General features: G+C 67.5%; 21 protein-coding genes. 10 read left to right on the plus strand and 11 right to left on the minus strand.

What is annotated here, in order from left to right:
* Window positions 1-752: 752 nt before the first annotated feature.
* From ACFUC1_RS05425 to ACFUC1_RS05460, 8 genes are all read right to left on the minus strand, one after another.
* On the minus strand, window positions 753-1796 hold the full coding sequence (locus tag ACFUC1_RS05425) for an SIS domain-containing protein (protein ID WP_379117408.1): 1044 nt from the start codon (window positions 1794-1796) through the stop codon (window positions 753-755).
* Window positions 1793-2494: an N-acetylmannosamine-6-phosphate 2-epimerase gene (locus ACFUC1_RS05430; protein WP_379117410.1), complete on the minus strand. Its 702-nt coding sequence runs from the start codon at window positions 2492-2494 to the stop codon at window positions 1793-1795. The genes ACFUC1_RS05425 and ACFUC1_RS05430 overlap by 4 nt, the downstream gene beginning before the upstream one ends.
* Entirely contained in the window at window positions 2491-3402 is a 912-nt protein-coding gene (locus ACFUC1_RS05435) for an ROK family protein (RefSeq protein ID WP_379117412.1), read from the minus strand. Before ACFUC1_RS05435 ends, ACFUC1_RS05430 begins: the two co-directional genes overlap by 4 nt.
* Window positions 3403-3419: 17 nt before the next feature.
* Window positions 3420-4358, minus strand: a complete 939-nt coding sequence (locus tag ACFUC1_RS05440; RefSeq protein ID WP_379117414.1) for a dihydrodipicolinate synthase family protein — start codon at window positions 4356-4358, stop codon at window positions 3420-3422.
* Window positions 4355-5464 (minus strand): oligopeptide/dipeptide ABC transporter ATP-binding protein, encoded by a 1110-nt coding sequence (locus ACFUC1_RS05445; RefSeq protein WP_379117416.1) that lies wholly within the window; start codon window positions 5462-5464, stop codon window positions 4355-4357. The genes ACFUC1_RS05440 and ACFUC1_RS05445 overlap by 4 nt, the downstream gene beginning before the upstream one ends.
* Window positions 5461-7500: a dipeptide/oligopeptide/nickel ABC transporter permease/ATP-binding protein gene (locus ACFUC1_RS05450; protein ID WP_379117418.1), complete on the minus strand. Its 2040-nt coding sequence runs from the start codon at window positions 7498-7500 to the stop codon at window positions 5461-5463. Before ACFUC1_RS05450 ends, ACFUC1_RS05445 begins: the two co-directional genes overlap by 4 nt.
* Window positions 7500-8456, minus strand: a complete 957-nt coding sequence (locus tag ACFUC1_RS05455; RefSeq protein WP_379117420.1) for an ABC transporter permease — start codon at window positions 8454-8456, stop codon at window positions 7500-7502. Before ACFUC1_RS05455 ends, ACFUC1_RS05450 begins: the two co-directional genes overlap by 1 nt.
* 142 nt (window positions 8457-8598) lie before the next feature.
* Window positions 8599-10224: an ABC transporter substrate-binding protein gene (locus ACFUC1_RS05460; RefSeq protein ID WP_379117422.1), complete on the minus strand. Its 1626-nt coding sequence runs from the start codon at window positions 10222-10224 to the stop codon at window positions 8599-8601.
* Between the two features lie 198 nt (window positions 10225-10422).
* Here ACFUC1_RS05460 and ACFUC1_RS05465 point away from each other — a divergent pair, with 198 nt between their 5' ends.
* The 6 genes from ACFUC1_RS05465 to ACFUC1_RS05490 all read left to right on the plus strand — a co-directional run bounded on the left by ACFUC1_RS05465 (window position 10423) and on the right by ACFUC1_RS05490 (window position 18413).
* Window positions 10423-11091 (plus strand): FadR/GntR family transcriptional regulator, encoded by a 669-nt coding sequence (locus ACFUC1_RS05465; RefSeq protein ID WP_379117424.1) that lies wholly within the window; start codon window positions 10423-10425, stop codon window positions 11089-11091.
* A 24-nt stretch (window positions 11092-11115) separates the two neighbouring features.
* A complete protein-coding gene (locus tag ACFUC1_RS05470) occupies window positions 11116-12084 on the plus strand; it encodes an acetylxylan esterase (protein ID WP_379117427.1) in 969 nt (322 codons plus the stop codon).
* Between the two features lie 851 nt (window positions 12085-12935).
* Window positions 12936-14972, plus strand: coding sequence for an exo-alpha-sialidase (locus ACFUC1_RS05475; protein ID WP_379117429.1), 2037 nt, complete (start codon window positions 12936-12938; stop codon window positions 14970-14972).
* A 1282-nt stretch (window positions 14973-16254) separates the two neighbouring features.
* Window positions 16255-16641, plus strand: coding sequence for a large conductance mechanosensitive channel protein MscL (gene mscL, locus ACFUC1_RS05480; RefSeq protein WP_379117431.1), 387 nt, complete (start codon window positions 16255-16257; stop codon window positions 16639-16641).
* Between the two features lie 652 nt (window positions 16642-17293).
* The gene (locus tag ACFUC1_RS05485; RefSeq protein WP_379117433.1) at window positions 17294-17899 is read left to right on the plus strand and encodes a hypothetical protein; all 606 of its coding nucleotides are present in this window, start codon (window positions 17294-17296) and stop codon (window positions 17897-17899) included.
* A gap of 28 nt (window positions 17900-17927) precedes the next feature.
* On the plus strand, window positions 17928-18413 hold the full coding sequence (locus ACFUC1_RS05490; RefSeq protein WP_379117435.1) for a molybdopterin dinucleotide binding domain-containing protein: 486 nt from the start codon (window positions 17928-17930) through the stop codon (window positions 18411-18413).
* Between the two features lie 89 nt (window positions 18414-18502).
* On the opposite strand, the gene ACFUC1_RS05495 is transcribed toward ACFUC1_RS05490, so the two are convergent.
* Window positions 18503-19819, minus strand: a complete 1317-nt coding sequence (locus ACFUC1_RS05495; protein WP_379117437.1) for a LuxR C-terminal-related transcriptional regulator — start codon at window positions 19817-19819, stop codon at window positions 18503-18505.
* A 128-nt stretch (window positions 19820-19947) separates the two neighbouring features.
* On the opposite strand from ACFUC1_RS05495, the gene fdhA reads away from it, so the two are divergent.
* From fdhA to ACFUC1_RS05515, 4 genes are all read left to right on the plus strand, one after another.
* Complete coding sequence (gene fdhA, locus ACFUC1_RS05500; RefSeq protein ID WP_379117439.1) at window positions 19948-21162, plus strand: formaldehyde dehydrogenase, glutathione-independent; 1215 nt, start codon at window positions 19948-19950, stop codon at window positions 21160-21162.
* Between the two features lie 47 nt (window positions 21163-21209).
* Window positions 21210-21611: a heme-binding protein gene (locus tag ACFUC1_RS05505; protein ID WP_379117441.1), complete on the plus strand. Its 402-nt coding sequence runs from the start codon at window positions 21210-21212 to the stop codon at window positions 21609-21611.
* Between the two features lie 140 nt (window positions 21612-21751).
* Window positions 21752-22618, plus strand: coding sequence for an IS5 family transposase (locus tag ACFUC1_RS05510; RefSeq protein WP_379117443.1), 867 nt, complete (start codon window positions 21752-21754; stop codon window positions 22616-22618).
* Window positions 22619-22656: 38 nt separating this feature from the next.
* Window positions 22657-23808 (plus strand): IS30 family transposase, encoded by a 1152-nt coding sequence (locus ACFUC1_RS05515; RefSeq protein ID WP_379117445.1) that lies wholly within the window; start codon window positions 22657-22659, stop codon window positions 23806-23808.
* An 88-nt stretch (window positions 23809-23896) separates the two neighbouring features.
* Here ACFUC1_RS05515 and ACFUC1_RS05520 read toward each other — a convergent pair whose 3' ends face one another.
* Both ACFUC1_RS05520 and ACFUC1_RS05525 read right to left on the minus strand, forming a co-directional pair.
* A complete protein-coding gene (locus ACFUC1_RS05520; RefSeq protein WP_379117447.1) occupies window positions 23897-24211 on the minus strand; it encodes a hypothetical protein in 315 nt (104 codons plus the stop codon).
* A complete protein-coding gene (locus ACFUC1_RS05525) occupies window positions 24165-25265 on the minus strand; it encodes a hypothetical protein (RefSeq protein WP_379117449.1) in 1101 nt (366 codons plus the stop codon). The genes ACFUC1_RS05520 and ACFUC1_RS05525 overlap by 47 nt, the downstream gene beginning before the upstream one ends.
* Window positions 25266-25323 lie beyond the last annotated feature (58 nt).

The raw sequence follows: 25323 nt of genomic DNA on the forward strand, positions 1-25323 counted from the left end.
AGAGCCCAATCCTCCACAGAGATCACCCATCCAATCTGTCTGGGTGGCCTCGTTTTCGACCGTCGTTATGGCTTCGTTTTCAACCGTCGTCGACAGTGCCACACCGGGGGCACAAGCCAATGGGTCATATAGCGAGACACCGGGTCCATCCTGCGACGTTTCCGCAGGTCAGACACGGTGTCCTTTGGTGGAGCTGAGGGGATTCGAACCCCTGACCTTCTCATTGCGAAGGCCTCCGTGGCCCACCGCATCGCCTGCCCAGTGCTCGGCAGACACTCCGCCGGGTGCATCCAATGCACGGCGTAAACCTCCGGGAGCACAAGGGGGGCACAAGCAGGCGGCTCGCCAGGCGAGTCGCCGCACCGGCCTGTGAGGCGCAGAAGGGACGGCATCACAGGCCGCCGTATGCCGGCCGTTCCCAGCGGAGACACGGCTCACGCACGACCTTCGCCGCGGACTCCGGGACACCACCGGCGTCAACCGACCTTCGCCGGACCCACCGTAGGGATGCCATACAGCACAGAGGAGACGAGTCGCCTCGGCCTTCACGGAACCGTGGACATCGCCACTGAGGATGTCGAACGGGACGTCGCAACCTGGCCTCACACGCCCGTCGGACCTGCGCATTGGTCTCTGCCTGCGGATCGGACGATCGAGGAAGCTTGTACGACTGGGTCGAGCCGCTGACGGGCGCCGTCGTGGGCCAGCTCCGCGTTCGACTGCACTCGGGGGGCGTCGCTGTCGCGACCCGCTCAGAAAGTCTGCGTGACCTTGGCCAGCCCGCGGGGTGCGTCCGGGTCGTTGTGACGGGCGACTGCCATGGCGTGGGCGAGTCGCTGGAACGGGATGATCTGCAACAGCGGAGCGAGTTCATGGTCGTCCCCGGGTACCAGGACGCAGCGGTGGGACGGGCTCGACGATGCGACACCGATCACCGCCACGTCTCCCCCGCGTTCCGTGACGCGCGTCAAGACCGGGTCCATCGCCTCGCCGCCTGCACCGGGGGACACGATGGCGAGCACCGGCTGCCCCTGGTCGACCATCGCCAGTGGGCCGTGGAGCAAGTCAGCCCCCGAGAACGCCTGAGCGCCCACGTAGGAGGTCTCCATCAGCTTGAGCGCTGCTTCGCGGGCGGTCGGGTAGGAGAAGCCTCGCCCTGTGACGACCATGCGTTCGGCGAACCTGTACCGCGGCGCAAGAGCCAGCACCGAGTCGTCCGCCAAGACCGCCTCGGCCAGCGGCGGCAGCGACCGTGCCGCCGACCCGTCGCCTCCACGCCACGCATCGACCAGCAGCCACAGCGTCAGCAAAGTTGCGGTGTACGTCTTCGTCGCGGCCACCGCACGCTCGCGCCCCGCGCGGATGTCCAACCGCAGTTCAGCCGCATCCTCGAGCGCGGACCCGGGGGCGTTGGTGACCGCGAGGGTGAGGGCACCACCGTCTCGCGCCACCCGCGTGGACTCCACAAGGTCGGGTGAGCCACCGGACTGGCTGACGGCGACCCACAGGACGTCCCGCAGTAGCGGACGGGCGCCGTAGGTCGTCATCGTGGACGGAGAGGCCAGGCCTGCAGGCAGGCCGAGAACGACCTCCACCAGGTACTTCAGGTAGAGCGCGGCGTGGTCGCTGGTGCCGCGTGCCGCGATGAGCACGAACCGGGGCGACGCCTCCCGGATTCGCGCGGCCACTTTGGTGATGTGGCCTGAGCTCTCGAGCAGGATGCGGTCGAAGACCGCTGGCTGCTCCTCGATCTCGGCGGCCATCAGCTCGCCCGGCCTGGTGGTGGAGGTGGTCATGGGTGGGGCTCCTGAGCCTGCGCGGCGTTGTGGATGGCGGCTGCGAACCAGCCGGTGATGGTGGTGGGGTGGGTGATGGCGGTTCCGACGACGACGGCCCATGCTCCGGAGGCGAGAGCGTCTGCTGCCTGGCCAGGGGTGTGGATGCGTCCTTCTGCTACAACGGGCACCTGCACGGCGGCCACCAGGCGGGCGACCAGCTCGAGGTCGGGGCCGTCGGTCTTGGTCGTGTACTCGGTGTAGCCGGCAAGGGTGGTGCCGACGACGTCCGCGCCGGCTGCTGCCGCGGCGAGACCTTCCTCGAAGGTGGAGCAGTCCGCCATCACCAACGCGTCAGTTTTGTGGTGGACGGCCGCGATGGTCTCGGCGAGGCTGCGTCCGTCCGGTCGGGGCCGGGCGGTGCCGTCGAGGGCGACCACGTGGGCGCCCGCGTGCGCGACTGCCAAGGCGTGCTCGAGGGTCGGGGTGATGAAGACGTCGTCGTGACCGTCCTTCCACAACCCGATCAGGGGAACGTCGACGGCGCCGCGGATGGCCGTAATGTCGTCCAACCCCTGGGCGCGGATCCCGGCCGCGCCTCCTTGCTCTGCGGCTTGGGCGACTCGCCGCATCGTGTCAGGGAAGCGCATCGGCTCACCCGGGTACGCCTGGCACGAAACGACCAAGCGCCCGCGAATGGCGTCCAGCACGCCGCTCACGCGACCAGCTCCCACGCGGCGTGGGCCGCGCCCACGAGTGCGGCGTCGTCGCCAAGGGTCGCGGGGACAATGCCGACCCCGTCGAGGGCGGGAAGCAGCTCGGCGCGGAAGGCGGTGACGAGCGCCTCCCACCAGGCGCCGCCTAGGTTGGCGACCCCACCACCGACGACAACCAGGTGCGGGTCGAGGACGTTGACCAGACCACCGAGGCAGGAGCCGACAGCGGAACCGCCGAGGGCGATGACGTCAGCGGCGACCCGGTCCGCACCGGTGGCCGCACGGCTCGCGACCTCGCGCAGGTCGAGCACATCGGTGGCTGCTCGGCGGCGGTACTCCCGCGCCAGGGCGGGGCCGGAGGCGATGGCCTCCAAGTGGCCACGTCCACCGCACGTACAGGGCAACTTCGCCGCGAAGGGTGATGGCTGGTGCCCGGCGTGGCCGGCGACGCCTCGCGCTCCGCGAAGGACGATGCCGTCGATGACTTGGGACGCGCCGATGCCGGTGCCGACAGCCATGACCAGCACTGTGCGATGTCCGGCGCCGGCGCCGTGAATGGCTTCTCCAAGGCCGTGCGCGTGCACGTCGTTGATGGCGACGGTCCGAAGCCCGGTGCGTCGTTGGAGCTCGCCGACCAGGTCGGTCCCGGTCCAGTCGCGCAGGACGTTGGTGGCGCCCACCACGTGCCCTGTCATCGGGTCCAGGACGCCGGCGCTGCCGACGCCCAAGGCCGTCGGGGTGGTGGCGGCCGACCTCGTGGGCAGGGACGTCACGAGGTCGGCCGCGGCTTGGAGGACCGCGTCAGGGCCGCGGGAGCCCGGCGTGGGGGTGGTAGCACGGTGAAGCACTTCACCGGTCGGCGTGACCAGAGCGGCGGCGGTCTTGGTGCCGCCGATGTCGAGGGCTGCCACCACAGGAGTGTCCATGGTCAGAGCAGGCCAGCCTCGACCAGCTCAGCGCGCACCCGGCCGGTCTCAGTCTCGTCGAGGCGGCGCATCGGCAGTGACACCGCGTTGGAGTCGATGACTCCCAGCAGCGACAGGGCCGTCTTGAACGCGCCGACGCCGCGGGTGGCGCCAGCTGTGGTGGCAGGGTCGGCCGCACCGACGATGCGGAACAGCTGGGTCAACCTGTCCTGCTCGGCTCGCGCGGTCTCCCAGTGGCCGTTCACGCATGCGTTGTGCAGCCGCACGTACCCGTGCGGGTCGACGTTGCCCAGCCCGGGCACGGACCCGTGCGCGCCGGCCAGCATCATCGCGTCCACGACCACCTCGTGGCCGGTGAGTGCGGAGAACGCCGGCGCCGCACCGGACTCGCGCACCGCCAGGAGGAGCTGGCGGAAGGCGACGTCGTCGCCGCTGGAGTCCTTCACGCCAGCCAGGACCCCGTCGGCGGCCAGGCGGGTGAGCAGGTCGACGGACAGCTTGGTGTGCACGCACACGGGGATGTCGTAGGCCAGCAGCGGCAGGTCGGCCGCGGCCGCAACAGCGCGGAAATGCCGCTCGACCTCGTGCGGGCCGACCAGGGCGTAGAACGGTGCGGTCACGACGACTGCGTCGGCGCCGAGGTGTTGGCTGGCGTGCACGCGCTCCAAGACCCGGGGTGTGGTGGGTTCGATACACCCGGCGATGACCGGTGCGACGCCACCGACGGTCTTGACGATGACCTCCAGCGCCCGGTCTCGCTGCGGGTCGGTGAGGAACACCGTCTCTCCGGAGCTGCCCAGGGCGAAGATGCCGTGCACACCACCCTCCAGGAGTCGTTCCACCAGGCGCTCCAACGAGGCGACGTCGACGTCGCCGTCGTCGGTGAGCGGGGTGATGGCAGGGGGGATGACGCCCGTGAAGGACGGTCCGGGGGTGGTCACGCTGTCTCCTCGACATTCGATCGGGTGGGGTTCTCGGGCTGAGGGGTACTGCTCGCATCTCGGGCGAGCGCGACGAGGTCGGCGTCGCTGGTCCCAGCAGGAATGGGGTGGTAGCACCGCAGCTCGTGCAGCGTGCCGTTGTCGGCCGCACCCGTGTGTGGTTCCGGCATCTGGGTGGCGCACACGTCGGTGGCCTTCCAGCAGCGGGTACGGAACGGGCACCCGCTGGGAGGGCGAGTCGCTGACGGGACCGGGCCCACCAGGGGGATGGGGTCGATGGGTGAGAGCAGGCCGGGCGTGGCGGAGAACAGGGCCCGCGTGTACGGGTGTTGGCCGCCCATGGGCAGCGCCCGGGCAGGGGTCTGCTCCACGATGCGGCCCAGGTACATGGTGACCACCCGGTCGCTGACTCTCTTGACGGTCTGGATGTCGTGGGAGACGAACACCATGGCCAGGTCGAGCCTGTCCTTGAGGTCCAACAGCAGGTTGAGGATCTGGGCACGCACCGACACGTCGAGGGCGCTGGTGGGTTCGTCGGCGATGACCAGCCCCGGCTCGAGCGCGAGGGCGCGGGCGATGGACACGCGTTGCCGCTGCCCGCCCGACAGCTGGCTCGGCAGGACGTCAGCGACGGAGCGGGGCAGACCGACGAGCTCCATCAGCTCCTCGACCCGACGTTCCCGCTGGGCGCGGTTGCCGCGGCCGTGGACGTCGAGCGGGTCGCGCAGGATGTCACGCACCGGCATGCGACGGTTCAGCGAGCTGGACGGGTCCTGGAACACCATGCCCACGCCGGCGCCGATGTGCTGGCGCCGTTCAGCTGCGCTCATCGACCACACGTCGTGGTCGGCGATGCGAACGACACCGCTGGTGGGTTTCTGCAGCCCGACGAGCACCTTGGCCAGCGTGGACTTGCCGCACCCTGACTCGCCGACGACGCCGACGGTCTCACCGGGCCGGATGGACAGGTCGGCACCGGTCAGGGCGTAGACGCGTTCCCGGTCGAACAGGCCGCCGCCGCGGGTGCGGTGGACGACGTGGACGTCCTGGAGGGTGACGATGGGTGCCCGGCCGCTGAGGACTGGCGACGTGGTGGGGGTGGTCATCGGACCAGCTCCTTGTCCTGGGCGGGGACAGCTGGGTGGTGGCAGGCGTACCGGTGCCTGGCCTGCCCTTGCAGGGTGGGCGCCTGGTCGCGGCACACCGCGGTCGCCATGGGGCACCGGTCCGCGAACCGGCAGCCGGCCGGGAAGTCGGCCGGGGAGGGGACGACGCCGCGGATCTGGGTGAGCCGCTGCGCGCCGGTCTCCAAGGACAAGACCGACCCGAGCAGGCCGCGGGCGTAGTGGTGTGCCGGGGCTTCGATGACGTCGGCGGTGACGCCGGTCTCGACGATCTGGCCCCCGTACATCACGACCACCCTGTCTGCGACGTCGCTGACCAGGGCAAGGTCGTGGCTGACCAGGATGAGGGCGAACCCGAGCTCGGCTCGAAGGCGCAGCAGCAGCTCCATCACCTGGGCTTGCACGGTGACGTCCAGGGCCGTGGTCGGCTCGTCGGCGATGATGAGCTTGGGGTCACGGGACAGGGCCATGGCGATGACGACCCGCTGCCGCTGGCCGCCGGAGAGCTCGTGCGGGTAGGACGCGAGGGTGCGGTCGGGGTCGAGCCCGACCAGGTCCATCAGCTCCGACGCGGTGCGGGTGCCGCCGCGCCTCACGAGCTGCGCGAGCTGCGCGCCGACCTTCATCGACGGGTTCAGCGCGGACAGGGCGTCCTGGTAGACCATCGCGATGTCGCGACCCATGAGCGCCCGGCGCCGAGCCGCACTCATCGTCAGCAGGTTGGTGCCGGCGAACCGGATCTCCCCGCGCACACGTGCCCCCGTGGGCAGCAGCCCCATCACGGCCAATGAGGTCAGCGACTTGCCCGACCCGGATTCTCCGACAAGGCCGAGCACCTCACCGGGGCGGACCTCGAACGAGATGTGGTCGACGATGTCGACGCCGTCGTGGCGACCGGCGAACCCGACGCAGAGCCCTTCGACCTCGAGCACGGGCTTCCCGGTTGGCAGGGGCCGGGCGCGTCCACGCAATCGTTGCGCGGCCACATCCAGGCCGGGCAGCGCGATGACCTCCCCGCGCGCGGCGTCGTCCGAATTGAGGGTGACCGTGTCGACCGGTGCGGTGTCGCCTTCGGCGTGGTTCGGGTGCGTCGCCTCCTCGGCCACGGCGTCGGCGACCGGGGAGGTGACGCCGCCAGCGACCGCGGCTCGGCGGGCGGCCGGTGCGGCCCATGCGTCGGAGATGCCCTCGGAGAGGATGTTGAGGGCGAGCACGGTGAACAGGATGAGCAGGCCGGGGAACAGGGTGGCCCACCAGCCGCCGACCTGGACCATCTCCTTGCCGAACGCGATGACCGACCCCCATGAGGACTGGGCCTCCTGTGGAGCCAGGCCGCCACCGATGAACGACAGGGACGCTTCGAAGACGATGGCGTCGGCGACCATGACGGTGACGAAGACCAGGACGGGGGCGGCGCAGTTGCGGGCGATGTGGCGCCACAGGATGTGGGGCCGGCGGGCGCCGATGATCCGTTCCGCGGCGACGTAGTCCTCGCGGTACTGCGACAGGACGTTGGCGCGCACGATGCGGGCCACGGACGGCATGAACACGAACCCGATGGCGATGACCAGGACCAGCAGGCTGTTCTTGCCGAAGGAGATGATCAGCAGGGCTGACAGGACGATGGCGGGGAACGCCATGACGACGTCGAGGCAGCGCATGATGACCTCGTCGAGGACGGTGCGGCTGGTGGCTGCGATTGCGCCGAGGATGGTGCCGGCCACGAGGGCGATGGCTGCGGCGCCGAACCCGACGAGCATTGAGCGGCGGGTGCCGGCGACCAGGCGGGAGTAGATGTCTCGGCCGAGCTTGTCCAGACCGAACCAGAAGTCGCCGTTGGGTCCGGTTATCGCCGGGCCGAGGCCGGTCTGGGTGGGGTCGTGGCGGGTCAGCAGGGGGGCGAAGATGGCGACGAGCACGATCAGGCCGATGAAGGCGAGGGATGCTCGGGCGGGCCAGCCGAGGCGGGTGAAGGACACGCCGGGGCGGGACAGTCGTTCGGTGAGCTGGCGGCGCATCAGTGGCCTCCTCGCAGTCGCGGGTTGGCAAACAGGTAGAGGACGTCGACGACGAGGTTCACGACGACGAACCCGAGTGCGATGGTGAGCACGGTGCCCTGGGCCAGCGCGGTGTCGTTCTGCTGGACGGCGCTCATGATCTGGGTGCCCATGCCGGGCAGGGAGAAGATGGCTTCGATGATGACGGTGCCGCCGATCAGGTACCCGATGCGTAGGCCGAGGACGGTCAGCGGGTTCACCAGGGCGTTGCGCAGCACGTTGCGTCCGATGACGACGCGCGGTGGCAGACCGGCTCCGGTGGCGGTGCGCACGTAGTCCTTGTCGAGCTCCTCGACCATGGAGGTGCGCACGATGCGGGCCAGGGAGCAGCCGACCGGGATGGCCAATGCCAGTGCGGGCATGGTCAGCGACTGCAGCCATTGGGTGATGGAGTCGGCCGGGTTGACGTACCCGCCGGTGGGGAAGATGTTGCGGCGCACACCGAGCTCCTGGATCAGCAGCAGCGCCAGCCAGAAGGACGGGGTGGCGATGCCGGCCATGGACACGATGCGGATGGTCTGGTCGGGCCAGCGGTCGCGGTACAGGGCTGCGGTGATGCCCAGCGCGAGGGCGATGACGAGCGCGCCGAGGACGCCGAGGATGGTCAGCTGCACGGTCAGCGGCAGCGCCGTGGCGATCTTGTCAGCGACGGGCACCGACGGAGGGAACGTCATGCCCAGGTTGCCGTGGATCAGGTCGCCGAGGAAGTGCAGGTATCGCACGGGGAGGGGGTCGTTGAGGCCGTTGGCGGCCTTGAACGCGGCGACCTGTGCCGGGGTGGCCTGGTCACCCAGCACCGACAGGGCCGGATCGATGGGTGAGAACTGCATGATGACGAACACGAACAAGGTGATGCCCAGCACCAAGGGGATGAGGGTGAGCAGTCGTCGGGCAACCAGGCTGAGGACTGTCAGCATGGGTTTCTCCTCGTCGGCGCCGGTGCCGAAGGCCCGGTACCGGGTGGTTGGTGGCTGGGGGCTGGTCCCCGTCCGGGCCGCTGGTGGCGGCCCGGACGGGAACCGGGGTGGGGAGTTGGTGGTCCCCAGTGGTGTGCTGGGGTCAGCCCTTGCGGCTGGCGCCCAGGAAGTACAGGCCGGTGGTGGAAGCGCCAGAGAACCCGTCGAGCTTCTTGGGGTCGTAGGCGGTGACGACCTTGGTCTGCAGGACCGGGTAGAGCGCTGCAGAGTCGGCGGCGAGGTCGATCGCCTGCTTCCACAGTTCGGACCGCTTCGTCTCGTCGGTGGTCTGTGCGGCCTGGTCGAGCAGGTTGGCCATCTTGGTGCGGTCCGCGGCGTCCCAGCGGTACCGCTTGGTCGGCCAGGTTTCGCCGTAGTAGAACCAGCGCAGCAGCAGGTCGGGGTCGGTGCCGTAGACGCTGGGGTCACCGGACGCGGCCAGGACGCGGAAGCTGTCCTTGGGGACGACGTCGCCGTAGATGGCGGCGGACGGCTGGGTGTTCAAGGTGGCGTTGACGCCGATCTTCTTCCACGACTCCACGAACAGCGGGGCCACGTCCTTGACGATGGCGTTGTCGGTGGTGTCGAGCTCGAAGGACAGGTTGCTGACCCCTGCCTCCTTGAGCAGGGCCTTGGCCTTCTCCGGGTCGTAGGCGTAGACGGTCGACGCCTTCTGGTAGTTCTTGTTGCCCTCGTCCAAGTAGCTGGTGGCGGGGCTGCCGTACCCGTTGAGCGCGGTCTTGATGACGGCGTCGGTGTCGATGGCGTAGTGCAGCGCCTGCCGGACCCTCTTGTCGCTGAACGGCTTGGCCGAGCTGTTGAACATCAGGAAGACCTGGTTGAACGCCTGCTTGGTGTCGATGGTGAACTTGCCCTTGAGGGCGTCGACGTTCAGGTACGGCACCTGCTCGATGGCCTGGACGCGGCCGCTCTGCAGGTCGGCGATGCGGGCCGAGGCGTCGGTGGTGGTGTTCCACGTCATCGTGTCGGCCTTGGCCGGGCGCGGACCGTTGTAGTTCGGGTTCTTCGACAGCTTCAGGCCGGTCTCCTTGGACGCGCTGTCCAGCTTGTACGGGCCCGACCCGATGGGGGCGGTGTCGAACGCCTTGGCGGCCGCGTCGTCACCGGTCTTGGCCTTCGGGACGATCTTCACGACGGAGATCCGCTGGCTGAACAGCGGGAACGGGTACTTGAGCTTGAACTCGACCGTGCTCTGGTCCTTGGCGCTGACCGAGTCGATGAAGGGGATGAAGCCCTGCATCAGCGGCGGGGCAGCCGGGTCGGACGGCTTGATGATGCGCATGAACGACCACACAACGTCCTCGGCCGTGACAGCCGACCCGTCGGAGAACCGTGCCCCGTCCCGCAGGGTGACGGTGTACGACTTGCCGTCCGGGCCGGCTTGCGGCTGGGACTTCGCCAGCGCCAGGTACGGCTCGCGGGTGACCGGGTCCAGGTCGACCAGGCCCTCGAAAATGTGCTGGTTGGCAGCTGTTGCCACCGCCGAAGAGGCGTTTGCGGGGTCGAAACCGCCGGAGAGGCTGAAGGCGAGGGTCGCCTGGATGGAGTTGGCGTCCTTGCCACCGGCGACCGCGTTGGTCGAGGAGGGGCCACCGCTGCATGCAGCCAGGGCGAGCGCCGTCACGGTGGCCGCAGCCACCAGCGCTGCTCCGGAAGGGCGTGAGCGTCGCACGCGGTGGCGCGGACGCGGGTTGTCGATGCTGCTCACTTCGCCTCCAGGGGCGTCCAGGCGTTGGCCGCTCTGCCAACGCTTCTCAAACTAGTTGTCTCGGTCCTCTGACGTCTGATGTCTGATGCCGATAGAGTGAGAGTGACAGATCCGCCGTCGAAGGGCAAGAGGCCAACCATGACCGTGACCGATTCAGCGCTCGGAGGCACCCGCCCCGCCCTCCGTGGCCAGGAGGTGGTGGGCCAGATCAAGGAGTACATCCTTCGCAACCACCTCAAGCCCGGCGACCTCCTGCCCACCGAGGCCGAGCTCTGCGAAGCGATCGGCGCGAGCCGCTCCAGCGTGCGCGAGGCCGTCAAGACCCTCAGTGCGCTCGACATCGTCGAAGTGAGGCACGGTCACGGCACGTTCGTCGGCCGGATGTCACTTGCCGCTCTAGTGGAGAGCCTCGCCTTCCGGGGGCTCCTGACCAGCGAGGAGGACCAGCGCGTGCTCGGTCAGGTCGTCGACGTGCGCGAGACCCTCGAGCAGGGGCTTGCAGCCCAACTGCTCGCCGGCCTGGACGACGAGCACCGCGAGGACCTCGCCGCCCTCGCGGCGGAGATGGTCGAACGCGCCGAACGCGAGGAGGACTTCCTCGACCTCGACCGCGAGTTCCACCTCAAGCTGATGGAGCCGTTGGGCAACGACCTGGTGCTGCAGCTGACGGAGGCGTTCTGGCAGGTTCAGGCCATCGTCGCGCCCAGCCTGCGCCCCGTTGCCTCCCAGCAGCTGCTGACCGCTGAGCTGCACGTCGCCATCGTCGAAGCCGTGGTGGCCAACGACGAAGCGAGATTCCGCGACGCCATCGCCGCCCACTACGCCCCGGTGCGCGCGAGCTTGGCCCGCGTGAACCCTTCCGCCTGACCCACCCTCACGGAGTCCTTCGCCGTGCCACTGTTCGACCTGCCACCTGACGAGCTACGCGACTACCGCCCAGCCTTGACCGCGCCGGACGATGTGGACGCCTTTTGGGAATCCACCCTCGCCCAGACCCGCACCCACCCCTTGGACGTGCGTACGCACCCGCACGCGTTGGCGCTGCCGCTGGTCCACGTCTTCGAGGTGACGTTCGCGGGGTTCGCTGGGGACCGGGTCGGCGCCCTGTTTCTGCGCCCGCGCACTACCGAGCCGGCACCGGTCGTGGTGCAGTACCTCGGCTACGGCGACGGCACCGGCAGCCCCTTGGACTGGCTGGCCTGGCCGGCCGCCGGGTTCGCCACACTCGTCATGGACACACGCGGACAAGGTGCCCGAGCGCGCCGCGCAGGACGCACCCCCGACCCCCACGGAAGCAGCACCGGGCCCCACGTGGAGGGCTTCCTCACCCACGGCGTCCTCGACCGTCAGGACTACTACTACCGGCGGGTGTTCGCCGACGCCGTCCGCGCAGTCGACGCCGCACGCGAGCTGCCTGGCGTGGACCCCACCAGAGTCGCCGTCCAGGGAACCAGCCAGGGCGGTGGTATCGCCCTGGCGGCCAGCGCCCTTGCCGAGGGCGTCACCGCAGCCCTGGTCAACGTCCCGTTCCTCTGCGACATCCGCAGGGCCATCGACATCACCGACACTGCGCCCTATTCCGAGCTCCTGGCCTTCGTGCGGACTCACCGCCACGACGCCGAACGCGCGCTGACAGTCCTAGGCAACTTCGACGGGACCACCATGGCCGCCCGCGCCACAGCGCCGGCATTGTTCTCCGTCGCGCTCATGGATGACGTCTGCCCGCCTTCGACCGTGTATGCGGCCTACAACCACTACGCCGGACCAAAAGAGCTCGCCGTCTACCCGTACAACATGCACGAAGGCGGGGGCGTTCAACACCAGGAGTTGGAGCTCTCCTGGCTGCGTGAGCGGTGTTGACCGACCGCAACGGTTCGCCTGTCCGGCAGGGATGGCATGGCCGGAGACCGCATCAGGACATCGCTGGAACCGCGCGCTCCGAGCGATAGATTCGCCGTCGTCGCGGAAGGCCGACAGCGTGGACGCCGCCCGCCGGCCATGCGGTTCACCAACCACACCGACAAGCCTGTCGACACCAGCGCCACCGTGACCCCCGACCGGACGGTGCACGCGACCGGCCCGACAACCGCGGCCGCAGCCAAGGACGGCGACGTTCACCGCCACTTTCGCCCTCACGCCTAGGCTGGGTTGCCCGAGCTCGCTGCCGCCACGCCTAGCTCACCATGGCGGCCCCGACCAGCGACCCGAGCCAGAGGTGGGTGCTCACCCTCCAGGACCGCGGCACCTAGGCGATGAGGAACACGGTCAGCGGCCGGTGCATGGACGTCTACTAAGACTCGCAGACCAGCGGCGCGCTCGTGGGCCAGTACGCCTGCGGCGGCACAGACACCCAGCGCTGGACGATCACGAGCTCCGGTGGCGTGCTGACCATCAAGGCAAGCACAGCGGCCTGTCACTCACTGCCGGGGCCGACGGCAAGCTCGTCCAGGCCACCGACACAGGCGCTCCCGGCCAGCGTTGGACAGCCCAGCCGAATTGAAGTGACGCACTGGTGGGAGCGGGTCACGCCGATGCACGGAAGTGGCCCCGACCACCGGGGCCGCCACGATTGGGAAGAGCGCGCGTTCTCCGGTCACCTCCTCCTGGCAATCCAGTCTTGAACACACGCTTGACATTCATCTGACATCTGATGTCCGATGAAGAACCATTGCTCGAGACAACGCCGTCATGAAGCAGAAACGAGGACACGCATGGCCCTCCGTTCCATAGCCACACTCACCGTCGCGCTTAGCGCCCTAGGGGCGCCCGCGATAGCGAACGCCGCCGCAGCTCTGCCTGCCCCGTTGTCGAGTACATCTGAGACTCCTGGATCGATAACCACGCAGGACCTCGCTACCGCGGGCACAGGTTCCCCCTACTACCGGATTCCGGCCCTCGCCGTGTCAACCAAGGGCACCGTGCTCGCTTCCTACGACGCGCGCCCAACCTTGGGCGACCTACCGTCCAACATCCTCATCGTCCTCCGCCGCAGCACCGACAGCGGCAGGACGTGGCAGGCGCAGACTGTGGTGCGCCAGGACCCCGCACCCCACGGGTACGGCGACCCGAGCCTGATCGTGGACAAAGTCACCGGACGAATCTTCCTGTTCTACGCGGCGGGACAGAACCAAGGGTTCCAAGGAGGCGCAACCGGCGTAGACGAAGACGACCCCAACGTGCTCCAAGCCGACTACTCCTATTCCGACGACGACGGGCTGACGTGGGCCCACCGCCGCATCACGAGCCAGATCAAGGACCCCGCCTGGGCTGGCATGTTCGCAGCCAGCGGGGAAGGGATCCAGATCAAGCACGGTCCGTACGCGGGACGGCTGGTACAGCAATACACAGTCAAGTACCAGGGTCAGAACTGGGCCATGAGCGCATACAGCGACGACCACGGGGCGACGTGGCATCACGGCGCCCTCGTAGGGCCGGGGATGGACGAGAACAAGTCCGTGGAGCTGTCCGACGGCAGGCTGATGCTGAATGTCCGGGCAACGCCCAACCGCAAGGTGGCGTTCTCCTCCGACGGCGGGCAGACCTGGTCATCGCCACAGGCCGACCCCGAGCTGATTGATCCAGCCGACAACGGATCGATCACCCGCTACAACGCGGACGCGCCGGCCGGCACCCAGCAGGCCGACTGGTTGCTGTTCAGCAACAACGAGTCGACCTCGAGCCGATCGAACCTGGTGGTCAAGCAGTCTTGCGACAACGGAAGGACATGGCCGATCCGGAGGGTCGTGGAGCCCGGCTTCGCGGCGTACTCAACCTTGACAAAGCTGCCGGACGGCAGCCTCGGGCTGCTGTGGGAACGGAACGACTACAACAACATCGCCTTCTCGAAGTTCGACAGCCACTGGCTCGGAGGCGTGTGCGCTCCCCTAACCGTGACGCCACCCGCCCACGCACAGGCGGGTCGCACCAGTCAGCTGAAGGTCACCGTGACGAGCCAGCAGCAGGGCGTGCTGGAACACGGTTCGGTGACCATCTCTGAGCTGCCTCCAGGCTGGATAGCCGGCTCGGCCACAGTGCCGGCCCTACAGAAGGGGCAATCCGCGACCGTGGTTGTGCCGGTGACGATCCCGTCGGGGGCGCCAACGAACGCGTACCCCGTTCGGCCGGTCTACACAACCGACCGCGGGCGCGCCACCACGCCGGTTCCAACGCAGATCGTCGTCCACAAGGGCAACCTTGTCTGGCAGGACAACACTGAACGCGCCTACGACGGCACCCAGATCACCGACGAGTCACCATCGTTCCCAACGGTGAAGGACTTGGCAGGTGGCTCCGTCGCCGTACGGTTCCGGACCGCCGGCTCTGGCGCCGCCGCCACGCTGCTCTCCAGCGCCGATCCCATCAGCCAGGTACGGGACCTCGTCATCTCGCTGAACTCCGGACGTCCCTACGTCGAGTACCGGACGGCGACCAGCACCTATCCGGTCCGGATCACGACCAGCGTCCATGCCAACGACGGCCAGCCGCACGAACTCGTGTTCGCGAGCAACAACGGGCTGAGCAGCCTCATCCTCGACGGCGTCGTGGTGGGGCAGGCGCGCGGCCAGGCGTTCTTCAAGCAGGTCGACGACATCACTCCGGCACACCCGCTCAACCCCTCCGGCCAGCCAAATCTGACCATCGGCGCCAATCGTGCCTACGTCACGCCGCCCGGGGCGCTGACCAATCGGTGGCGCTTCACCGGAACCATCAGCAGCGTCCAGGTCTTTGATGACCGACCGACCCCCTGAGGCCGGCTGAGGGAGCGCTGGAGAAGCCGCCTTCAACGGGGGCGCGCTGTGCGCTCTCGGCCGCGCGGCGCGACCCCGTCAGGCGCTGTAGGTCTCTCCCGACACCTTGTCTTGCGATCCTCGATCAGACAGCCGACACGGGCTCGCCCAACGGCGCCTTGCGGAATGAAGACAGCGCAACTGACATTGAGAGTAGAACTGATGCACTTCGTGCAGATGCAAAGACTCGATCTAGAGTCGCGAGGGAGAGCTAGCTCCCGCTTGTCGTCCGCCTTCCAAGTTCACGAGGTGGCCCAGGACCTACCGGCAATGTGCCGGCATCGGCGTAACGGCAGCCAGGGCCCTGCACACCCCTAGACGGCCAATCGGGCCTTCCTCCATGCGCTGCAGCCGCGCGCTACGAGCACGACCAGGGCGGCAGCCGCTCCAGGGCTCAGGTGAGCCTGCCATGCAGCGGCTCGTAAGCATCATCACTAGTTCCCGACGGACCGCGGCGGTTCGGTTCAGGCAGACACGATGCCGGTGCTGCCGCTAGCCATTGAGCTTGCCCGCCGCTCTCGTACCGTCGGGCGCCGCCAAGCAGAGTGAGACGCACATGCCGCTGCATGCAGAGGCATGGAGTGCATCCACCGGCGTGTGCCACACCGGGGGCACAAGCCAGCGGGTCACATAACAAGGCATCGTGTCCATCCTGCGACGTTTCCGCAGTTCAGACACGGTGTCCTTTGGAGGATCGACACTGGAGGGCGTTACCCAGAGTTCCGCGCCTGCGCGCCCATTCAGCGACCCAAGGAGTCCCATCTCTCGGGCCGTGTCCGGGCTTGCCCCTATCTCGCCGCCGCGGGTGGCGGGCTGTGGTCGCGCTGCTCACCTCTCGCGGATCGTGAGCAGCAGTGATAACCATTGCCTTGTTGCATGCCCAACGAGCATGCCCGAACCCCTTAGGAGTAGTTCATGGGTGACATCGCAGGAAAGTTCGACAAGGCTTACGAATCGGCCAGCATCAGCGAACTCGCAGACGCCCCCGTGGATGCCCTTCAAGGGTCAGCGCAGGCGATGCGGAGCACCTCAAGGCCGCATTTAACATCAAGACGGTCCGCGACCTCGGCACGAACAAGTACTTCCTCTGGGCCCAGGCAGTCAGCAAGATGGCCGAGTGACAGCAACGCTTGACGTCGATACTCCCGTCCTGACGTGGCTTGACCCAGCGTCAGGATAGGGCGCTCGTGCGAGGGCCCGCGGTTTGCATTCATTCCGTCTTTGCATCGTCAAAGGAGTGGTCGTGAAGGGTTTCAAAGACTTCATCATGCGGGGCAATCTCGTGGAGCTGGCTGTCGCGTTCATCGTTGGCGCTGCCTTCGCGACGGTCGTTAAGGCGTTCACGGACGTGCTCCTGTCCCTGATCGGCAAGGTCGGGGGGAATCCGGACTTCAACAGCATCAAGCCCGGTGGCGTGCCGCTGGGTGCGTTCCTCACTGCCTTGGTCGCGTTCCTGATCGTCGCGGCCGTCGTGTACTTCTTCGTCGTGCAACCTTACGAGGCGGCGAAGCGGCGGTTCGCCCACGCGGAGGCCGATGCTGCGCCCAATGAGGACGTGGTTCTGCTGACGGAGATCCGCGACCTGCTGGCCCGCGCGGCTGGCGACACAGGCCGACACGCGAACCTGTAGGTCAGTGCTGCAGGGGCGACCCGTCATTCAGGGGGAATGACTGGCGGTTGCTTGTTGCGCCTCCAGTGAACCGGAGGGGTGCAACCTGCACATCGCAGGCGAACCGCTCCTTCTCGCGCCAAGACTGGAGGATGGCGAGAGCACACAGAACAATCCGGCGGACGACCTACGGGCCCGCGCAGGCCACGCTCGCACTACGGCGCGTGCTCGAGGAGCCGGCCGTAGCGGGAACGGAACCGCTTGGGCGGACCGATGTGCGAGTTGGCCTCGACCACGAAGTTGCGCACCCGGTCCGTCACCGGCCGGGACGACCCGGTGGATCGTCGCGCGCGAAATGATGACGTAGTCGCCGCCCTCCCCCACCGCGAGGTCTCCGAACAACGTCTCGACGACCGCGGCGCCCGACTCAATGTAGAGGACTCGTCACCAATGGCGTTGCGGTACAACGGACTGGCTGTGTCGGCGACGACATAGGCAAGTCGCACGTCACCCTTGCCGAGCAGCAGCCAGCGCCGGTCACCGCGCCCACGCCCGCCGCCCCCTCGGCGAATAGCGGGTGCGTCGAGAAGTCCCGCGGCGCCAATGGGTGGTGGGGCACCAGGCTCTGGTCGGGCAGTTCCCAGACCCGCACGTTGACAACATCCGAGGGGATGTGGGGATCTGGGAGAAGCCACCGACGGACTTCCTCGAATCGTTGCAGCGCGAGTTCGGGTTCGTACCTCCGCGACGGGATGGCTACGACACGGTCGAGACGATCGAAGCCATGCGCGCGGGCCGAGTCCACGTGTTCGTGGGACTCGGCGGCAACTTCCTGCACGCGGCACCGGACACTGGGGTCACCGCGGAGGCGCTTCGTCGAACAGCGCTGACGCTGCATGGCTCGACCAAACTGAATCGGTATCACCTTATGACCGGTGAGACCGCTCTGATCCTGCCCAACTTGGGGCTCGAGGGCGGAGCTCAGTTCGTGACAGTCGAGGGCTCAATGTCTGTGGTCCACGCGTCCCGCGGGCGACTCACCCCCGCCAGCAAGCACCTGCGCTCCGAGGTTGCCATCGTGTGCGGCATGGCCGAACCAACCCTCGGCGCGCGCGCAGGCGCCGCCTCCATCGACTGGGCTGGGCTACGGAGCGACTACAGCCGAATTCGCGCACACATTGAGCAGGTCATCCCAGGCTTCGACCACCACGAGGAACGGGTCCTCACCAAGACGCGTTTCGTACTACCCCACCCGCCCCCGCGACCGACTGGGCTTTGATACGCCCTCCGGTCGCGCCCAGTTCACGGTGTCCGAGCTGGACCTGCTCGAGGCACCACCGGGGCATCTTGTACTCCAGACCATGCGGAGCCACGACCAGTTCAACACCACCATCTATGGGCTCAGCGACCGCTACCGAGGCATCGAGGGTGGCCTGCACGCAATTCTCTTGAATTACCGGGACATGGAAGCCCTCAATCTGAGCGACGGCGACCACGCAGACATCGTGGCGCACTGGCCCGGCGACAATGTTGACCGTCGAGTGCAGAACTTCCGGGTGGCCGAGTACGAAACGCCGCGAGGATCGGTAGCTGCCTACTATCCGGAGACCAAACCCCTGGTGCCGCTGGGCTCGGTAGCCAAGGACAGCAACACGCCGACCTCGAAGTCGGTGGTCGTTCGACTGGAACGTAGTGAGGGCGGCAGGACCCCTCACGAATCGCCTCCCTGGCCTATGGACCCGACCATGCGTCCGGACCTAACGGACGTCCGCCGGCGTCTTCCAATACCTTAGTGCCGGACCGTTGTGCGTGAATGCCCTCGAGTTCGTCGAGCTTCGATCTAGCCTCGAGGAAATCGCGGTAGCCGCGCACGGCGTTATGCTCACCGGGTAGCGACGAACCGATCGACTGCCGGCAGCGCGGCACGCCTCCGGGAGACGACCGTCGCGGCTTGGGCTCGCGTACTGACGCCCAGCTTGCGATAGACGTTGGAAGCGTGGAACTTGACGGTGTTCTCGCTGATGCCCAGGTCCACAGCGATCTCCTTGTTGCGCAACCCCGTAGCGATCCGTTCTAGGACCTCCAACTCCCGCGGACCCAATCCCCACGGGGCAAACCCATCCACCCGCAGAGCGGGAGGATCCAACGGAAGCACGACCGACATCTCGGAGCCCCAGCCCTCCGTCGTCGAGATGCTCAACGAACCATTCAATGCCGCCACTCGCCGGCCAAGCGGTTGCACCTGCTCACTGTCGGCGGCGAGGCCAGATTTCCCGTCGTCCCGAACGTCAATGAGGAGGTTCTTGCCGTCGCAGTCCCACTGAACGCGGATCCTGGACACATCCGGCTGATCAATGAATGCCTGAATCGCCCCTCGGACAACTGCTCGAGCACCATGCGCCACCTCGCTCGGCAGCGCACGGCCATCTGCCGGGGGCTCGACGAACTGCACGTTCACGTCGCGGTACCGAAGGAGCGGGTTCAGATCGTTCTTGAGTCTGTTGAACGCACTGGTCACAGGCTCCTCCGCTGCCGTGCGAAGTCGATCAGTTGCAGTTCGCAACTCCACTGCAGCATTCGTGGCGAGATTGGCCGCCACCATACGAGCCGTGTGGTCATCAAGGGTGGGCGAGCGCAGGACGGCGAGGAGGGACTCCAAGACCGAGGAGTGCTGGTCCTCAAGTTCCGCAACGGCTTCAACGCGGACGCTTGCCACGGCACGGGACTCGATCAAGTAGGCAGGTGATGCTTGTCGCGCGAACTCCTGGATCCAGAAGGAAACGATCTGCCAAACCGGCACGACCATCTGGTCGAGCCCCGCATCCCCGGGGTCTGCGAGGACCAGCAGGGAACCCATGCTCGAGCGTGTGGCGAGAATCTCGCGCTGCGCGCCCAGCAGGGCGAGGGTGACCCGAACGGGCTGATTCGGTGGTAGCGCGGCACACGCGCTCTCCAGAATCTGGCCGTTCAACGCGGCTATGGTTCGGGCGTCACCGTGGGATTTGCAAGGCTGGCGGACGTCATCCTCCACCATCATAACCAGCGCGCTGTGCGGCACGTAGCGCGCAAGGAGATGCGACAGGTTCGCTGCGACATCTGGCTGCGGCAAGCCCAAGAGGCGAACGAGGCCGTCCAACTCCGGGCGCGCCAAGGCGCTCAGTAGCTCACCGGAGTCGTCGGTCCATTCGGGCAGTGGCATGGGCAGCATGCTATCCGTCGGCCACTACCCATTCGGGTAGAGAAGCCCACTCGAATCGGCAATGGTCCTTTGGGAAAGGGTGCCCGAAACTGATCGAGCCACTTCAAGCACCACGAAAGTGATACATCATGGCTGAAAACAGAGCGGTTGCCTACAGAGGACCGGGGGTAGTCGAGGTCATCGACATCGACTACCCCACGTTCGAACTAAAGGACGGCCCGGGGGTCAACCCCGCGAACGTCGGTCGCAAGGTTCCACACGGCGTCATCCTCAAGACTGTCGCCACCAACATTTGCGGGTCCGATCAGCACATGGTTCGGGGACGCACCACTGCCCCGGTTGACCTCGTGCTGGGACACGAGATCACCGGCGAGGTCGTTGAGGTAGGGCCGGACGTCGAATTCGTCAAGGTCGGCGACATCGTCTCGGTCCCCTTCAATATCGCTTGCGGGCGCTGTCGCAACTGCAAGGAAGGCAAGACCGGAATCTGCCTCAACGTCAACCCCGACCGGCCCGGAAGCGCCTACGGCTACGTTGACATGGGCGGCTGGGTCGGCGGCCAGGCCGAATACGTGCTGGTCCCCTATGCCGACTGGAACGTCCTGAAGTTCCCCGACCGCGACCAGGCGCTGGAGAAGATCCTCGACCTGACCATGCTGTCGGACATCTTCCCCACCGGCTTCCACGGCGCGGCAACCGCGGGTGTGGGTGTGGGCTCCACGGTCTACGTCGCGGGTGCAGGCCCGGTGGGGCTCGCGGCCGCAGCGAGTGCCCAGCTCCTCGGCGCGGCCGTCGTCATCGTCGGCGACCTCAACGCGGATCGTCTCGCTCAAGCTCGCAGTTTCGGCTGCGAGACCATCAACGTCGGGGAGGGCGCGATCGAAGATCAGCTGGCCCAGTTGCTCGGCCTCCCGGAGGTCGATGCAGCCGTCGACGCCGTCGGGTTCGAAGCCCGTGGCCAGGGTCATGGGGCCCAAGCAGCCGAAGCGCCTGCGACCGTGCTCAACTCCCTAATGGGCCTCACCGCTGCAGGTGGCTCCATCGGCATACCGGGCCTGTACGTCACCGGCGACCCCGGCGCCGTCGACGATGCGGCGAAGGTGGGCTCCCTGTCCATGAGCTTCGGCACGGGCTGGGCAAAGTCCCTCTCCTTCACGACCGGGCAGTGTCCGGTCATGAAGTACAACCGCCAGCTGATGATGGCGATCCTGCACGACAAGGTGCAGATCGCCAGGGCAGTCAACGCGCGCCCCATTCCCCTCACCCAGGCGCCCCAGGGTTACCAGGAGTTTGACGCTGGCGCCGCAACCAAGTTCGTCCTCAACCCCAACGGCTACCTCTGAGCCACGACAACCGCACCATCCAGCCGTTACACATAATAGGAGCACACATGTCTGCACTCACCTTGGCTAACGCCCGCACGATCATCGCAGCGGCGGAGAAGAAGGCCGACGAGATCGGCCAGCCCATGAACATCGCCGTTGTCGATGCCGGCGGCAACCTCATCGCCCACGTCCGTCAGGACGGGGCATGGATCGGCAGCGTCGACATCTCGATCAGCAAGGCTTGGACGTCGAGGGCCTTCGACATCCAGACCAAGGACCTCGGCGACAACGCGCAGCCCACCCAGCAGTTCTTCGGCATCCACACCACCAACGGTGGCAAGGTCGCCATCTTCGCTGGCGGCGTTCCGCTGTCCCGTGACGGCGTCGTTGTGGGCGGCCTGGGCGTTAGCGGCGGATCCGGCGAGCAGGACCAGGCCGTCGCCGAAGCAGGGCTTGCAGCACTCTGAGCCTTCGCCCGGCGGAGGGGCGACCGACCCTCGCGCCCTCCGCCGGGCAACCACCCGATCCTTAGCAACCCCCATTTCACTGGGTGTGTCCTATTTGAGGGTCGACTGCGCACGGCGGGTCCGCAAGCACCGTGCGTGGCATGTCGTACCCGAGTGACGTGACAAACGAGCCGTGGGCGCTGCTGGAGCCGGTGTGCAACCCTCCCGGCAAGCGCGGACCGAAGCACGGCGAGGGCATGCGCAAGGTCGTCAACGCGATGATCTACATCTCCCACACCGGGTGTCAGTGGCGGTATCTGCCCGCGACGTTCGGGCCCTGGACCCGGGTGTGGTCGCAGATCCGCCGCTGGTCGCGCAACGGCACCTGGGCGCGAGCGCTGGCGGTGCTGCACGAGGCCGCCAGAGAGGCCGACGGACGTGCCGAGGCGACTCCGTCGATGCTGGTCATCAACACCCATCTGGCCCCGGGGTCGTCCAACGGCGGGCTCACCTTCCACGACCGCGGCGGCCCCTACGGCCGCACCAAGGGCGCCAAGCGGGTGGTGGCAGTCAATGTGACCGGACCGCCGGTGGGTGCGCTTGTCGTTCCGGCCTTCACCCACGAGGACAAGACCACGCAGCTGATGCTGCAACACCTGACCGAGCAAGGTGTCAGCGGCCGGCTCGAACTGGTCCTGGTCGACCGCGGAGTCACCGCCGCCGCCGCCCGAGAGCTCGGCCGGGACCACTACCTGGAACTTCGCAGAGTGGGCTGGGATGACAAGCAGCCGGTCTTCCGCCCCATTCGACACGCCTGGCGGGTCGAGGTGGCCCACAGTCGACTCGGCCGCGCCCGCCGGCTCGCGAAGTCGTTCGAGAACACCACCGCCTCCGCAACCGGCTGGCTCCAGATCGCCTGCATCGCGACCACGCTGCGCCACCTGTCACGCCCGGGAACCCGCCGGCCCCCGCGCCTCTCGCGGCATGAGGCCCGGTCGACGTCCGCGCGGAATGCGGGTGCTTTCTAGGGGTCAGCGCAACACTTCTCTGAGTTGAGGAGGTTGCGATGGTCCGTGGCTATCAGAGGCTGTCTCCGGCGCAGATCGATGAGATCTGGGTTCGGCTGCGTGCTGGTCATGCGGCCAAGCCCACGGCACGGGCGTTGGGCCTACCAACAAGCACAGTGCGCACCTACCTGCTGCGCTGTGGTGGCATCCGCCCAGGACCACGACACCGCGCCGCGGGAAGGCTGAGGTTCGAAGAGCGGGAGGAGATCTCTCGCGGTCTGGCGGCCGGTCGGTCGCTGCGCTCGATCGCGGCAGGGCTGGGTCGGTCCGCGTCGACGGTCAGCCGGGAGGTCGCAGCCGGGGGTGGACGTCGCCGGTACCCGGCCGCGGCCGCCGACCAACGCGCCTGGGCACGAGCGACGCGACCCAAGGCGTGCAAGCTGGCAGCGAACCCGCACCTTGCCGGCGTCGTGGCCGACAAGCTTGCGCGACGATGGTCACCCCAGCAGATCGCCGGCTGGCTCAAGCTGGCCTACCCCGACAACCCGGAGATGCACGTGTCGCACGAGAGCATCTACCGCACCCTTTTCGTGCAGTCCCGCGGCGCGCTACGCCGGGAGCTGACCGCTCACCTACGCACCGGCCGGGTCATCCGTCACCCGCGTGGTGCGCGCCTACCCGACGGACGCGGTGGCCGTCCGGGAATCCTGCACATCAGTGAGCGACCAGCTGAGGCTCAGGACCGGGCGGTCCCGGGTCATTGGGAAGGAGACCTGGTCTTCGGCAAGCACATGAGCCCGGTCGCGACCTTGGTCGAACGTTCCACCCGCTATCTCTTGCTCGTGTCGCTGCCCGCTGGGAACCACAAGGCCGACGCCGTGGCCGACGCCCTCGCTGCCGCGGTCGCTCACCTCCCCGCCCAGCTGGCCAAGTCCTTGACCTGGGACCAGGGCCACGAGATGGCCGCACACGCGCGGTTCACCACCGCCACCGGCATCCAGGTCTACTTCTGCGACCCCAAATCGCCCTGGCAGCGCGGCAGCAACGAGAACACCAACGGGCTGCTGCGCCAATACCTGCCCCGCCGAATCGACTTCCGCACCCTGACCCAACAAGACCTCGACGCGATCGCTGTGGAGCTCAACGACCGCCCTCGACAGACCCTCGGATTCAAGACACCATCACAAGCACTAGCCGAAGCGTTGCGATGACCGCCTGAACCCGCAGGCATGAGCGGACCTTCTGCGCGTGGGTGTTCGCGCGCCAAGACGGGAGCTAAGAGGCGCGGGAGCTGGCTGGTCAGCCTTTGGAGACGCGCGCCTCATCGAAAGGTGGGACGTTGCCCTGGACGTCCGTGGCACGGGAGCCCGCCCCGGCGGCCTCGATGCCCCTGCCGAGCTCGAGGTTGGCGATGGTGGCGCCGTCAGCAACCTCGAATGTGACGACGTCCGGCCCCTCAGTGCGCAGGGCTCCCCCGATGGTCACTGACTGGATGGTTCCTCCCGCCTTGACGGAGAAGGCCACTGCTTTGAGCGTGACCTGGACGCCCTTGACCAGGCTGGCGCCCTCACCGCCGGTGGTGACGACGTCGTGGTGGACGGTGAGGCTGCCCATTGGCTTGCTGACCTGGATGCCGACGGAGCCGTCTCCGGTGGTCTTGATTGAGTGGAACGACGCCGACGTCAGCGACCCGTCGTACAGGTTGAACCCGCGGGCACCGCCGCCCGTGGTGACCACTGGTGCTTGCATGTCCAGGGTGTCGATGTCGCCGAAGTTGACGAACCCGATCCCTGAGGGCCCGGTCGACTTCACCTCGGCGTTGGAGACCCACTCCTTCACGGAGCCCCAGTTGTCCAGCACCATGTCGTTTCTGGCCGTGGGTGGTGACTTCGCCAGCGTTGAGCACCTTGTCCACCGTCGCTCCTGAGACGACGAACACGCCGCCGGAGATCTTGTCAGGGGTGCCGGGCGCGATCCCACCGTCGGTGACGACCTTGCCCGTCTCGATGAGGTCGGCGGTGAACGCGCCGCCGGCCAGTCGGCCTTCCCGGTCGCCGTACCCAGCGACGAAGACCCCGGAGCCGCGCACAGGAGTCTCCTCGGTGCCGACTGACACGTCCTTCAGAGTCGCGGTGAAGGAGCTGCCCGAGTCCTTCTGGCGGTTCCACAAGGTCAGACCGCCCTGAAGCACATCAACGCCGAATCCGTGCGGCTGCTCGACGCGACCTCGTACGTCGGCATCTTTGACGTGGAGCCCGTCGGCCTCAACCCGAATCCTCTTGGTGTCGCCGTCGGCAACCAAGTACACCTGGCCGACCGTGGTCACGTTCTTGAAGACGAAGGTGCCGGCGTCCGGGACGCTGGTGTCGTTGTAGACCGCGACCTCGTACGGGGTGGTCGTGATGGTCACGTCGTAAAGAGTGTTGTCCTTGGTCAGCCGGACGCCTTTGGCGAGGAAGGCCAGCTCCCCGCCGCGCAGCCTGACACCCTCGGGGAGGGTGACCGAGGGGGATCCGGTGATGCGGCCCTCGATGACGATCTCGCCCACGCCGCGCTTGAGCGCGTCGGCGAGTTCGGAGGCGGTGCGCACGGTTACAGAAGCGGTCATGCCTCGTTGTAGCACCCCAACCTGCAAGCCGCCTGCCCGCAGCCCGACGCCATAACGCACTCATCTCGGCATGTCCGGTAAACAGAGCCGGGTTCTGTTCTGATGGCAAATGGGACAC

The organism is Pedococcus sp. NPDC057267, from assembly GCF_042668795.1.
Taxonomy (GTDB): domain Bacteria; phylum Actinomycetota; class Actinomycetes; order Actinomycetales; family Dermatophilaceae; genus Pedococcus.

What these genes read in the sequence shown, in the direction of transcription:
- ACFUC1_RS05425 (WP_379117408.1), bottom strand. Translation starts at nt 1,796, where the DNA reads ATGACCACCTCCACCACCAGGCCGGGCGAGCTGATGGCCGCCGAGATC.
- ACFUC1_RS05445 (WP_379117416.1), bottom strand. Translation starts at nt 5,464, where the DNA reads ATGACCACCCCCACCACGTCGCCAGTCCTCAGCGGCCGGGCACCCATC.
- ACFUC1_RS05450 (WP_379117418.1), bottom strand. Translation starts at nt 7,500, where the DNA reads ATGCGCCGCCAGCTCACCGAACGACTGTCCCGCCCCGGCGTGTCCTTC.
- ACFUC1_RS05455 (WP_379117420.1), bottom strand. Translation starts at nt 8,456, where the DNA reads ATGCTGACAGTCCTCAGCCTGGTTGCCCGACGACTGCTCACCCTCATC.
- ACFUC1_RS05475 (WP_379117429.1), top strand. Translation starts at nt 12,936, where the DNA reads ATGGCCCTCCGTTCCATAGCCACACTCACCGTCGCGCTTAGCGCCCTA.
- ACFUC1_RS05495 (WP_379117437.1), bottom strand. Translation starts at nt 19,819, where the DNA reads ATGCCACTGCCCGAATGGACCGACGACTCCGGTGAGCTACTGAGCGCC.
- fdhA (WP_379117439.1), top strand. Translation starts at nt 19,948, where the DNA reads ATGGCTGAAAACAGAGCGGTTGCCTACAGAGGACCGGGGGTAGTCGAG.
- ACFUC1_RS05505 (WP_379117441.1), top strand. Translation starts at nt 21,210, where the DNA reads ATGTCTGCACTCACCTTGGCTAACGCCCGCACGATCATCGCAGCGGCG.
- ACFUC1_RS05510 (WP_379117443.1), top strand. Translation starts at nt 21,752, where the DNA reads ATGTCGTACCCGAGTGACGTGACAAACGAGCCGTGGGCGCTGCTGGAG.
- ACFUC1_RS05515 (WP_379117445.1), top strand. Translation starts at nt 22,657, where the DNA reads ATGGTCCGTGGCTATCAGAGGCTGTCTCCGGCGCAGATCGATGAGATC.
- ACFUC1_RS05520 (WP_379117447.1), bottom strand. Translation starts at nt 24,211, where the DNA reads ATGGGCAGCCTCACCGTCCACCACGACGTCGTCACCACCGGCGGTGAG.